The following is a 12,481-nucleotide window of genomic DNA, read 5'->3' on the forward strand; positions in this document are numbered from 1 at the left end:
CTCCCTCGTGTGGGGCGGGGCCGCCCGTGTGGACTCCGTCGGCGTCGCCCGGCTCCCGGTCCGACCGGCTTCGAAGGGTACGTCCGGTTCTTCCGCGCCCCTGTTTTCTTCGCTCCGGCCCTTGGCGCCTCTCGGCCGGCGGCCGTGCGCCGGACCGGCCGGGCGGCCCGTTCCCCTCGCGCCGGGCCCGGCGCGAGGGGAAGGGAAACCGGCCCGGCGCCCGGCGCGGGAGCCGGGCGCCGGTGCTCAGCTGTCCTGGAGCAGCCCGAGGACGTTGCCGTCGGGGTCGGTGACGGTGGCCACCAGGCGGCCGCCGCCGACATCGTGCGCGGGCTCCTTCACGGTGGCCCCCGCGGCGGTCACCTCGGCGAGCTTCGCCGCGATGTCCGGCACGTGCCAGTAGGCCACCGGCGCGGTCATGCCCTGGGGCCCGCCGCCCGGCACCAGCCCGATGTGCTGGCCCCCGGCCTCGAAGCCGACGTAGTAGGACTCGTCGGCCTGCGGCGGTACGCCGAGCAGCGCGGTGTACACCGCCTTGGCCGCCGCCAGGTCGGAAACGGGATGCAGCACGGTCTTGATGCCCTGGGTGGAAGAGCCGGTCATGATCACTCCTGTCGTGGTCCGGTCGGGATTGTCCAGCTTAAGGACGAATGCGAAGACCGGAAATCGACAGCCCGACAGCCCCGGACGGCGATTTCCGCACCTCGCGAACCGGCGCCCCAGAGCGCCCCTGGCGACGTGGCCCCCGGCGGGAGCACTCGGAGAGTCCGTACCGGACGTCGTACGCGGAGCACCTGGCCGTCGTCATGAGGGCGACGCCCGCCACCGGGCCGCTCGCGCCGTCACCGCGGCGGGCCGGCCGTCACTTCGCGCACAAGGTGGCGCCGAGGAGGGCGTCGGCGTGGTTGAGGCCCTTCGGTGTGGGCGCCGGGCTGGCGGTGACGGCGGTCGTGACGGCGCGGCCGTCCTCGGTGACACCGGTGCGCGTGTGGTAGCCGGGGGTGTCACCGCGGTGCCCCCACATCAGGCCGCCGCAGCTCAGCGGCGTGCTCGTCAGCCCCAGCCCGAACCGGATACCGGACCCCGCATCGAATTCTTCGGGGACCTTGACGGTGGTACGCATCTGGGCGAGCTCGGCGGGCCGCAGGAGTTCGCCGCCGAGCAGGGCGGAGAAGAAGCGGTTCAGATCGCCGGGGGTGGAGACCAACTGCCCCGCGGACCAGGTCCAGGACGGGTCCAGCTCCGTGATGTCCTCCAGCGGCGCCCCGGGCTTCGCCGCGAAGTAGCCCCGGGGGTGGGCTCCGCGGATGCCCTCGTCGCCCACACCGGGGAAGTAGGTGTGCCGCAGGCCGATGCGGTCGATGACCCGCCGGGTGATCTGCTCGGCGACCGGGCGGTGGGTGACCTTCTCGATGAGCAGTCCGGCCAGGACGTAGTTGGTGTTGCTGTACGACCAGCTGGTGCCGGGAGGGAAGTCAGCCTTGTGGGCCAGCGCGATGTCGAGCAGCTCACGGGGCTGGTGGTAGGTGTGCCGGCCCTTGCCGAGGATGGCCTCCTCACCCAGGAAGTTGGTGTACTCGGGCAGTCCGCTGGTGTGCTGGAGCAACTGGCGCACCGTGATCCTGCGGCCGTCGATGCCCTCGCCGCGCACCAGGTCCGGCAGGTACGTCTCGATGGGGGCATCAAGACGGACCTTGCCCTCGCCGACCAGTTGCAGCACGACCGTGGCGGTGAACGCCTTGGTGTTGCTGCCCGCCCGCACCTGCCCGTTCACCGGCACCTTCGCCCTGGTCTTCACGTCCGCCACACCGGCGGTGTAGTTGCGGGTGCGCCCGTCGCGGTCGACGGTGGCGGCCAGCGCGGCGGGGAACCGGTCGTCGGTCACCAGCCGCGCCAGGCCCTTGCGTACGACCTCACGGGAGCCGTGGGACTCCGCCGCCGCGGGCAACGTACCGGCCACGGCCAGGGCGGCGGCCAGCGCCGCCACCGCCGTGACGGTCCGCCGCGTCCTGCGCAGTGATGCCGTACGAGCGCGCCGGGGCTTCTGAGAACGGTCGGACATGGGCGAACTCCCTCTGTGCAACCGGCTGGCTGCATCGGAAAACCGGTCGCGTCCAGCCCGCGTGCCCAAGATCCACCGGACCAGCCGGTCAGCACGCCCATGCACTGTGGGGACAACCCCCGGCTCCTCGGCGGGGCCGTCCCCCGGGTGCGTGCCGTTCCGCACCGTTGAGCCTCGCCGCCGTCCCTCCCGCTAGATCCAGGTGTCGAACCACATCCGGTTGTTCCACGCGGATTTGGGCAGCGGCAGGCCCGTATAGAGCGGATAGAAGTAGATGAAGTTCCACACGATGAGCAGGACGAGGACGCCGGCGCCCACCGCGCCGACCGTGCGCCGCCGTTCCGACGAGCCCGGCGGGCCGATGATCGCGCCGATCAGCATGGCCACCGCCAGACACAGGAACGGGACGAACACCACCGCGTAGAAGAGGAAGATGGTGCGTTCCTGATACAGGAACCACGGCAGATAGCCGGCCGCGACGCCGCAGGCGATGGCGCCGGCCCGCCAGTCCCGCTTGAACAGCCAGCGGTAGAGGACGTACAGCAGCGCGAAGCAGGCCGCCCACCACAGCAGCGGGGTGCCCAGCGCCAGCACCTCGCGGGCACAGCCCTCCGCCGCCGTGCAGCCGTCCTGGCCGGCCTTGGGGGACTCGTAGAAGTACGAGACCGGGCGGCCCAGGACCAGCCAGCTCCACGGGTTGGACTGGTAGGTGTGCGGGGTGGTCAGTCCGGTGTGGAAGGCGTAGACCTCGGTCTGGTAGTGCCACAGGCTGCGCAGCCAGTCCGGCAGCCAGGTCCAGGCGCTGTCCCGGCCCTCCGGGGTGGTCGCCCAGTCGCGGTAGTAGCCGCCCTTGGTCGCCAGCCAGCCCGACCAAGAGGCGAGGTAGGCGGCGAGCGCGACGACGACGGTGGCGCCGAAGGCGGGCAGCACATCGCGGCGCAGCACCGCGCGCAGCGGCCGCGGGGCACCGGCCGTACGGCGCGCCGCGAGGTCCCACACCACGGCCATCAGGGCGAACGCGGCGAGGTAGTACAGGCCGTTCCACTTGGTGGCGGCGGACAGGCCCAGGCAGAGCCCGGCCGCGATCCGCCAGGGCCGCCACCCCAGCCGCAGCCGGCCGCCGATGTCCGCGTCCGGCCGTGCGAGGCCGTCGGGCCCGACCGGCAGGGCCGCCGCGAGCCGGGCCCGGGTGCGGTCCCGGTCCACCAGCAGGCAGCCGAACGCCGCCACCACCCAGAACATCACGATCAGGTCCAGCAGCGCGGTGCGGCTCATCACGAAGTGCAGCCCGTCGACGGCCAGCAGCGCGCCCGCCAGGCAGCCCAGCGCCGTGGAGCGCAGCAGCCGGCGGCCGATCCGGCAGACCAGCAGCACCGACAGGGTGCCGAGCAGCGCGACCGTGAACCGCCAGCCGAAGGGGTTCATGCCGAACGCCCACTCACCGGCCGCGATCAGCCACTTGCCCAGCGGCGGGTGGACGACATAGGAGTGCTCGGGCGACAGCAGGATCTGCGGCGGGTGCGCCAGCAGCGCGTCGTTGGCGTTCTTGGCCCAGGTGCCCTCGTAGCCGTACTGGAGGAGCGCCCAGGCGTCCTTGGGGTAGTACGTCTCGTCGAATATCACCTTCCGCGGGCTGCCGAGCTGCCAGAACCGCAGCACCCCGGCGAAGAGCGTCACCAGCAGCGGGCCGCCCCAGCCCGACCAGCGGGCGAGCCGCCCCGCGGCGGCCGGGCCCAGGCCGCACATCGCCCACAGCCGGGTGCCCGGATCCGGGAAGGGGGGCACCAGCCGGGCGCGGACATCGCCCCGTGGGCGGCCCACGTACCCGAAGCGGCGCAGCCGCTGCTGCCACACGGGGGGCTCGGTGGCCGGCTCGTGGGCGAGCGGGGCGGCTGCGTCGGTCGCGGTGTCACTCGTCACCCGGCCCATCGTAGGGAAGCCGCCGCCGGACCGGCGTGCCACGGCGCGGGGCGGTGGCCGGCGACGCGGCGGCCGGCGGGGTGGGGCGCGGCGCCGGGCTGGGAGGATGGAGGGGTGACTGGAACGCTGGTACTTGCAGGGACACCCATCGGCGAGGTGGCGGACGCCCCGCCGCGGCTCGCCACCGAGCTGGCCGCCGCCGATGTGATCGCCGCCGAGGACACCCGGCGGCTGCGCCGGCTGACCCAGGCGCTGGACGTGCACCCGACGGGCCGGGTCGTGTCGTACTTCGAGGGCAACGAGGCGGCCAGGACGCCCGAGCTGGCCGACGCGCTGGCGGGCGGCGCGCGGGTGCTGCTGGTCACCGACGCCGGTATGCCGTCCGTCTCCGACCCCGGCTACCGCCTGGTCGCCGCCGCCGTCGAACGCGGTATCAAGGTCACCGCCGTCCCGGGCCCCAGCGCGGTGCTCACCGCGCTGGCCGTCTCCGGGCTGCCGGTCGACCGGTTCTGTTTCGAGGGTTTCCTGCCGCGCAAGGCGGGCGAACGGCTCTCCCGGCTGCGCGAGGTCGCGGACGAGCGGCGCACGCTGGTCTACTTCGAGGCGCCGCACCGGCTGGACGACACCCTCGCCGCGATGGCCGAGGTCTTCGGCGCGGACCGGCGGGCCGCGGTCTGCCGCGAGCTGACCAAGACCTATGAAGAGGTCAAGCGCGGACCGCTCGGCGAGCTGGCCCCCTGGGCGGCCGAGGGCGTACGCGGCGAGATCACCGTCGTCGTCGAGGGCGCCCCGGACACCGGGCCGCAGGAGCTGGACGCCGCCGAGCTGGTGCGCCGGGTGCAGGTCCGCGAGGAGGCGGGGGAGCGGCGCAAGGAGGCCATCGCCGCCGTCGCCGCGGACGCCGGACTGCCCAAGCGCGAGGTCTTCGACGCGGTGGTCGCGGCGAAGAACGCGGCCCGCGCCGGATCCGCACCGGGCAAATGACTTCATGAGGTAAACGAATGGCCTGCAAAGGTAAAGCGCGGGGCCGGGTAGCGGGGCGCTTTTCCTACAACCTGCCAAATCTGGGCCAATAGGTAGAAGCTCAGCTGCGCCGCGGTCGGGAAAGGCGTCCACTGGGAGGCGGGACGCTCGTCCCCAAGACCTTGTCCAGCGGACAAGAGGAGCGGCAATGAGCGAGATCGCACAGACCCCTGCCACGGGTGCGGCCCGGCCCACCCCCCGGTCCGAGCCCGCCGCCCGCGAGGCGTACGCCTTCGCGTGCATGCGGTGCGGCCACGGCTGGGAGCAGGCGTACGAGATACAGCACCAGGTGGACGCCGGCGGTCAGACGCACGTCGTCTACTACGCGGACGGCGAGCGCGTGCCGTCCCCGCTCACCCGGCCCACCTGCCTGAACTGCGGCGGCAACGTCGTACGCATCATGCGCGCCGGTCAGGTCTCGATGGTCTCGAACGCGATCGCCAGCATGCACCAGCGCCAGCACGGCACCAAGAACGGCGGCCGGCGCGGCTCCGCCGCCGCGGGCGACACCGCCGCCGGCAGCACCGCCGCGGAGGGCGAACGCCACCACTGGCACCTCTCCGACCTGCTGCACCCCTTCCACCACCGCGGCTGAGGCGTCGGCCGCGGTCCTCGTAGGATCGCGGCCATGGCACAGCAAGCCCCCCAACCCGCAGCCGGCCCGGCGGCCAAGGCCGCCACCACTGCCAGCACCGCCAGCACCGCCAGCACCACCAAGGCCGCCAAGGACGCGCCGCCGCCGCTGCCCGAACCGCTTCGGGTCCCGGTCGCGGACTCGCACACCCACCTGGACATGCAGGACGGCACGGTGGCCGAAGCGCTCGCCAAGGCCGCCTCGGTCGGCGTCACCACGGTGGTGCAGGTCGGCTGTGACCTGGCCGGATCGCAGTGGGCCGCGGACACCGCCGCCGCGCACGACGCCGTGCACGCCACGGTCGCGCTGCACCCCAACGAAGCGCCCCGGATCGTCCTCGGCGACCCCGACGGCTGGTCCCGGCAGGGCGCCCGCCGGCCCGGTGGCGACGCCGCCCTGGACGCCGCGCTGGACGGTATCGACGCGCTGGCCGCCCTGGCGCACGTCCGCGGCGTCGGCGAGACGGGCCTGGACCACTTCCGTACCGGTCCCGAGGGCATGGCCGCCCAGCAGCGGTCCTTCCGCGCCCATATCGAGATCGCCAAGCGGCACGGCAAGACCCTGGTCATCCACGACCGGGAGGCACACGAGGACGTGCTGCGGATCCTGCGCGAGGAGGGGGCGCCCGAGCGGGTCGTCTTCCACTGCTTCTCCGGCGACGCCGAGATGGCGAAGACCTGCGCGGCCGCCGGCTACTACCTGTCCTTCGCGGGCAACGTCACCTTCAAGAACGCCCAGCCGCTGCGCGATGCGCTCGCGGTCACCCCGTCCGAACTGGTGCTCGTCGAGACCGACGCCCCGTTCCTCACCCCCGCGCCGTACCGCGGACGGCCGAACGCGCCGTACCTCATCCCCGTCACGCTGCGGGCGATGGCCCAGGTCAAGGAGGAGACGGAGGACGCGCTGGCGGCGGCCGTCGCGGTGAACACGGCGCGCGCCTTCGGCTACTGAGGCCGCCGCGCGCGCCCGGCGCACTCCGGGGCGACGACGTTCCGTAGCGGGCCAACTTTGGAGAGTCACCTCCGCTCCGCTACATTCCGGCAGTCAACCGCATCTGTGGCATGTGGAGCGTCGTGAGTCATTCGCAGAGCAGCCACCGCGCCGCGCGCGGCCGTCACAGCCGGAGTCCGGGCGCCGCCGGCCCGCCGCCCTACCGACCGCCGTACGACGCCCCGTCCGGTCCGTACGCCCCGTACGATCCCCAGGCCGCCGGCCGGCGCGGTCTGCTGCCCCGCCAGCCGGCGGCCACGGAGACCCCCGGGGCGCCGGGGGCACAGGGGATGACAGCGGCCCAAGGGGCGCAGGGGATGCCAGCCGCCCCAGGGGCACAGGGTGTGGCAGCCGCCCCGGGGGCGCCGCGTACGGCAGCCGCCCCGGGGGCCACGGGTACGGCAGCCGCCCCGGCCCCTCCCTACGCCCCGTACGCCCCCGCCGGTCCCTATGTCCCGCCCGGCCCGTACGTCCCGCCCGGCCCGTACGTCCCGCCCGGCCCGTACGTCCCGGGCACCCCGTACCCCCCGGCGAATCCCTACGCCCAGGCCGCACCCCAGGCCCCGGCCCCTCCTTACCGCCCGTACCCCCCGGCCGCCCCGCGTCGCCCGGCCGCCCCGTACCCGTCGGCCAACCCGTACCCCTCGGCCAACCCGTACGCCTCCGTCCTCCCCGAGGCCGCGAAGGCCCCGTCCGCCCCGAAGGCCCCGTCCGCTCCGAGCGCGGCGCCCGCTCCGGGCGCCCCGGGCGCTACGGGGGGCCGGGCCGCCGCCCGGCGCGCCGCGGGCCGCCGACGGCGCCTGGTGGAGCGCCCCGAATCGCTGCGCCGGCTGCTGCCCCAGGCGCTGGTCGTCGCCTTCCTCGCCGGGGGCACCACCGCCTTCGTCGCCCATGACAAGGCGATCCGGCTCAGCGTCGACGGCACCCCCCGCACCCTGCACACCTTCGCCGACGACGTCGATGACCTGCTGGCCGACGAGCATCTCGACATCGGCCGGCACGACCTTGTCGCGCCCGCCCCCGGGACCCCCCTGACCAGCGGTGACGAGGTGGCCGTCCGGCACGGCCGGCCGCTCGTCCTGACCCTCGACGGGCAGCGCCGCCAGGTGTGGACCACCGCCGACACCGTCGGCGGCGCGCTGCACCAGCTCGGTGTCCGCGCCGAGGGCGCCTATCTCTCCAGCTCCCGCTCGCAGCGCATCGGCCGGCACGGTCTGGAACTGGCCGTCCGCACCGAACGCACGGTGGTCTTCGTCGCCGACGGCCGTGAGCACCGCGTCCGCACCAACGCCGCCACCGTCCGCGAGGCCCTGGCGCAGGCCGGTCTCGCGCTGCGCGACGAGGACACCACCTCGGTGCCGGCGGACAGCTTCCCGCGCGAGGGCCAGACCGTCTCCGTGCTGCGGATCACCGGCATCAAGGAGGTCCGCGAGGAGCTCATCCCGTTCCGTACGGTCCGGCGCAACGACCCCGGGCTGGCCCGCGGCACCGAGGCGGTGGTCCAGCAGGGGCGGCCCGGCGTGCGGCGCGTCACCTTCCGGCTGCGCACCGTCAACGGCGTCCGGCAGAAGCCGCAGTCGCTCGGCGCCGAGACCGTCCGGGAGCCGCGCGAGCAGATCGTGCACATCGGCACCAAGACGCTGCCGGCCTCCGTCCGGGGCGCCGACCACCTGGCCTGGGGCGCGCTCGCGCGGTGCGAGGCGGGCGGCCGGGTGGACGCCGTGGATGTATCGGGCACCTTCGGCGGCCTCTACCAGTTCGACATCAGGACCTGGCACCGGCTCGGCGGCAGCGGGCGCCCGCAGGACGCCTCCGCCGCGGAGCAGACCTTCCGCGCCAAGAAGCTCTACATCATCCGGGGCGCGAGCCCGTGGCCGGTGTGCGGCCGTAAGCTTCACCGGTGAACGAGCGCAGCGAGCGAACAACGGAAAGGCGCGCACCGTGGGTGACCACGGCGGCGCGCGGCGAGGCTTCGGCATGACTGACAGCAGCAGCACCACCGACGAGACCGGCCCTCTGCTGGGGCCCGCCGAGGTCCGCGAGCTGGCCGCCGCGCTGGGCGTGCGCCCCACCAAGCAGCGCGGCCAGAACTTCGTCATCGACGCCAACACCGTCCGCCGGATCGTGCGGACCGCGGGCGTGCGCCCCGATGACGTCGTGGTGGAGATCGGCCCCGGCCTCGGCTCGCTGACCCTGGGGCTGCTGGAGTGCGCCGACCGGGTCACCGCCGTCGAGATCGACGAGGTGCTGGCGGCCGCGCTGCCGGCCACCATCGCGGCCCGGATGCCCGACCGCGCCGACCGCTTCGCGCTGGTCCACCGCGACGCGATGCAGGTCACCGAGCTGCCCGGCGCCGCCCCCACCGCGCTGGTCGCCAACCTCCCGTACAACGTCGCGGTGCCGGTGCTGCTGCACATGCTCGCGACGTTCCCCACCATCGACCGCACCCTGGTCATGGTCCAGGCCGAGGTCGCCGACCGGCTGGCCGCCCGCCCCGGCAACAAGGTCTACGGCGTGCCGTCGGTCAAGGCGAACTGGTACGCCGAGGTCAAGCGGGCCGGTTCGATCGGCCGCAACGTCTTCTGGCCCGCGCCGAACGTCGACTCCGGGCTGGTCTCGCTGGTCCGGCGGGCCGCGCCGCCGCAGACCACCGCGAGCCGCGCGGAGGTCTTCGCGGTGGTGGACGCCGCCTTCGCCCAGCGCCGCAAGACACTGCGGGCCGCACTGTCGGGGTGGGCCGGCAGCGCCGCCGCGGCGGAGGCCGCGCTGCTCGCGGCGGGTGTCTCGCCGCAGGCCCGCGGCGAATCGCTGACCGTCGAGGAGTTCGCGCGGATCGCCGAGCACAAGGGTCCCGGCGGGGCCCCGGGCATCCGGCAGGCGGGGGAGACGGTATGAGCGCCCCGGTCACCGTCCGCGTACCGGCCAAGGTCAACGTCCAGCTGGCCGTCGGCGCCGCCCGCCCGGACGGCTTCCACGACCTGGCGAACGTCTTCCTCGCCGTCGGCCTCTACGACGAGGTCACCGCCGCCCCCGCGGACACCCTGCGGATCACCGCCGAGGGCCACGACGTCGACCGGATCCCGCTGGACCGGACGAACCTGGCGGCCCGCGCCGCCGAACTGCTCGCGGCCCGCCACGGCATCGCGCCCCACGTCCATCTGCACATCGCCAAGGACATCCCCGTCGCGGGCGGGATGGCGGGCGGCAGCGCGGACGCCGCGGGCGCCCTGCTGGCCTGCGACGCACTGTGGTCCACCGGTGCGAGCCGCGGTGAACTCCTGGACATCTGCGCCGAGTTGGGCAGCGATGTGCCGTTCAGCCTGGTCGGCGGGGCGGCGCTGGGACGGGGCCGGGGCGAGCTGCTGACGCCGCTGCCCGTCGGCGGCGCCTTCCACTGGGTCTTCGCGGTCGCCGACGGCGGACTGTCCACCCCGGCCGTCTACCGCGAGTTCGACCGGCTGACGCAGGGCCGGGAGGTGCCCGCCCCCGAGGCGGACCCCGCGCTGCTGGCCGCGCTGGCCGCCGGCGACGCCACCGGGCTCGCCGCGGCGCTCGGCAACGACCTCCAGGCGGCGGCGCTCTCGCTCCGGCCCGAGCTGGCCGCGACGCTCGACGCGGGCACCGCGGCCGGCGCCCTGGCCGCGCTGGTCTCCGGATCGGGGCCGACCACCGCGTTCCTGGTGCCGGACGCCGCGGCGGCGGAGCGGGTGGCGAAGGAACTGCCGGCCTCCGGCACCTGCCGCCGGACGCGGGTCGCCGCCTCCCCGGCACCGGGCGCGACGCTGCGGTAGGGCGGCGGCGGGGCCGGGGCCCGGCTGCCACCGGCGTACGCAGCCCCGGGGTCCCGTACCCCGGTGGCGGCCGGGCTCCGGCGGCGTCATGGGATCCTGGAAAGGCCCAGGAGCGTGCGCCGACCGGAGCCGCGGGCAGCAGGCAGCAAGGAGCGCAATGGCCACCAACCTCGTGAATCTGGAAGCCGTCGGCAAGGTCTACGGGACCCGTGCCCTGCTCGACGGTGTCTCGCTCGGCGTCAACGAGGGGGACCGGATCGGCGTCGTCGGGCGCAACGGGGACGGCAAGACCACCCTGATCCGGATCCTCGCCAAGCTGGAGGGCGCGGACGACGGCCGCGTCACGCACTCCGGCGGCCTGCGGCTGGGCGTGCTCACCCAGCACGACTCCCTCGACCCGGCCGCCACCGTCCGGCACGAGGTCATCGGCGACCTCGCCGACCACGAGTGGGCGGGCAACGCCAAGATCAGGGATGTGCTGACCGGACTGTTCGGCGGACTGGACCTGCCGGGCTTCGGACAGGGCCTGGACACCGTCATCGGCCCGCTGTCCGGTGGCGAGCGGCGGCGGATCGCACTGGCCAAGCTGCTGATCGCCGAGCAGGACCTGATCGTGCTGGACGAGCCCACCAACCACCTCGACGTGGAGGGCATCTCGTGGCTGGCCGGGCATCTGCGGGCCCGCCGCTCCGCGCTGGTGGTCGTCACCCACGACCGGTGGTTCCTGGACCAGGTCTGCACCCGGATGTGGGACGTCCAGCGCGGCGATGTGCACGAGTACGAGGGCGGCTACAGCGACTACGTCTTCGCGCGGGCCGAACGCGAGCGGATCGCGGCCACCGAGGAGGTCAAGCGGCAGAACCTGATGCGCAAGGAGCTGGCGTGGCTGCGGCGCGGCGCCCCGGCCCGGACGAGCAAGCCGCGGTTCCGCATCGAGGCCGCCAACGAGCTGATCGCGGACGTACCGCCGCCGCGGGACACCGCCGAGCTGATGAACTTCGCCAGCTCCCGGCTGGGCAAGACCGTCTTCGAGCTCACCGACGTCACCGTCCAGGCCGGGCCGAAGGTACTGCTCAAGCATCTGACCTGGCAGCTCGGTCCGGGCGACCGGATCGGCCTGGTGGGCGTGAACGGCGCCGGCAAGACCTCGCTGCTGCGGGCGCTGGCCGAGGCGGCGTGTACGCAGGGCGAGGCGCAGCCGGTGGCCGGCCGGGTCGTCGTCGGCAAGACCGTCAAACTGGCCCATCTCTCCCAGGAGGTCGCCGAACTCGACCCCGCGCTGCGGGTGCTGGAGGCCGTCCAGCAGATCCGCGAGCGGGTCGATCTCGGCAAGGGCCGGGAGATGACCGCCGGGCAGCTGTGCGAGCGGTTCGGGTTCGGCAAGGAGAAGCAGTGGACGCCGGTCGGCGACCTGTCCGGCGGTGAGCGGCGCCGGCTGCAGATCCTGCGGCTGCTGATGGACGAGCCCAATGTGCTCTTCCTCGACGAGCCCACCAACGACCTGGACATCGAGACCCTCACCCAGCTGGAGGACCTGCTCGACGGCTGGCCCGGTTCGCTGATCGTCATCAGCCACGACCGGTACTTCGTCGAGCGCACCACGGACCGGGTCTTCGCGCTGCTGGGCGACGCCGCGCTACGGATGCTGCCGCGCGGTCTGGACGAGTATCTGGAGCGCCGTCAGCAGGTCATCGACGCCGCGGCGCCGGTGCCCGCCCAGCAGACGGTGGCGCCCAAGAAGGCCGCCGCCGTCAACCGCGCGGCGCAGAAGGAACTCCAGCGGATCGAGCGGCAGCTGGACAAGGTCGGCGACAAGGAGAAGAAGCTGCACGCGCAGATCGCCGAGCACGCCACCGACTTCGAGAAGGTCGCCGGACTCGACGCCCAGCTGCGCGAACTCGCGGATGAGCGGGACGAGTTGGAGATGCGCTGGCTGGAGCTGGCCGACGACGCGTAGCCCCGCCGACGGCCGGGCGGTGGGGAGGCGCGTACCGCGCGCGGCACCTCCCGGGCCGCCCGCGGGCGCCCCGGGAGGGCGGCAACCGGCCCCGAATGGCCGGG

Annotated in this window: 10 protein-coding genes; 7 read left to right on the forward strand and 3 right to left on the reverse strand. The window is 74.2% G+C overall.

What is annotated here, in order from left to right:
• Window positions 1-246 precede the first annotated feature (246 nt).
• From IH09_RS16405 to IH09_RS16415, 3 genes are all read right to left on the reverse strand, one after another.
• Entirely contained in the window at window positions 247-603 is a 357-nt protein-coding gene (locus IH09_RS16405; protein ID WP_052857007.1) for a VOC family protein, read from the reverse strand.
• Window positions 604-862: 259 nt separating this feature from the next.
• Window positions 863-2,062 carry a serine hydrolase domain-containing protein gene (locus IH09_RS16410; RefSeq protein WP_052857008.1) on the reverse strand — a complete coding sequence of 400 codons (1,200 nt, stop codon included), beginning with the start codon at window positions 2,060-2,062 and terminating at the stop codon, window positions 863-865.
• 192 nt (window positions 2,063-2,254) lie between these two features.
• Complete coding sequence (locus IH09_RS16415; protein ID WP_052857009.1) at window positions 2,255-3,991, reverse strand: dolichyl-phosphate-mannose--protein mannosyltransferase; 1,737 nt, start codon at window positions 3,989-3,991, stop codon at window positions 2,255-2,257.
• Between the two features lie 105 nt (window positions 3,992-4,096).
• On the opposite strand from IH09_RS16415, the gene rsmI reads away from it, so the two are divergent.
• The 7 genes from rsmI to IH09_RS16450 all read left to right on the forward strand — a co-directional run bounded on the left by rsmI (window position 4,097) and on the right by IH09_RS16450 (window position 12,377).
• Window positions 4,097-4,966, forward strand: a complete 870-nt coding sequence (gene rsmI / locus IH09_RS16420; RefSeq protein WP_052857010.1) for a 16S rRNA (cytidine(1402)-2'-O)-methyltransferase — start codon at window positions 4,097-4,099, stop codon at window positions 4,964-4,966.
• Window positions 4,967-5,153: 187 nt separating this feature from the next.
• The gene (locus IH09_RS16425; protein WP_190233316.1) at window positions 5,154-5,600 is read left to right on the forward strand and encodes a hypothetical protein; all 447 of its coding nucleotides are present in this window, start codon (window positions 5,154-5,156) and stop codon (window positions 5,598-5,600) included.
• Window positions 5,601-5,633: 33 nt separating this feature from the next.
• Window positions 5,634-6,590 (forward strand): TatD family hydrolase, encoded by a 957-nt coding sequence (locus tag IH09_RS16430; protein ID WP_110952350.1) that lies wholly within the window; start codon window positions 5,634-5,636, stop codon window positions 6,588-6,590.
• A gap of 356 nt (window positions 6,591-6,946) precedes the next feature.
• Window positions 6,947-8,533 (forward strand): ubiquitin-like domain-containing protein, encoded by a 1,587-nt coding sequence (locus tag IH09_RS16435; RefSeq protein ID WP_110952351.1) that lies wholly within the window; start codon window positions 6,947-6,949, stop codon window positions 8,531-8,533.
• Between the two features lie 73 nt (window positions 8,534-8,606).
• Window positions 8,607-9,524, forward strand: a complete 918-nt coding sequence (gene rsmA, locus IH09_RS16440) for a 16S rRNA (adenine(1518)-N(6)/adenine(1519)-N(6))-dimethyltransferase RsmA (protein WP_052857135.1) — start codon at window positions 8,607-8,609, stop codon at window positions 9,522-9,524.
• Window positions 9,521-10,420, forward strand: a complete 900-nt coding sequence (locus tag IH09_RS16445) for a 4-(cytidine 5'-diphospho)-2-C-methyl-D-erythritol kinase (protein ID WP_052857011.1) — start codon at window positions 9,521-9,523, stop codon at window positions 10,418-10,420. The genes rsmA and IH09_RS16445 overlap by 4 nt, the downstream gene beginning before the upstream one ends.
• Before the next feature lie 157 nt (window positions 10,421-10,577).
• The gene (locus IH09_RS16450; RefSeq protein ID WP_052857012.1) at window positions 10,578-12,377 is read left to right on the forward strand and encodes an ABC-F family ATP-binding cassette domain-containing protein; all 1,800 of its coding nucleotides are present in this window, start codon (window positions 10,578-10,580) and stop codon (window positions 12,375-12,377) included.
• Window positions 12,378-12,481 lie beyond the last annotated feature (104 nt).

The sequence above is a fragment of the Streptomyces celluloflavus genome, from assembly GCA_000720995.1.
GTDB lineage: Bacteria > Actinomycetota > Actinomycetes > Streptomycetales > Streptomycetaceae > Streptomyces > Streptomyces celluloflavus.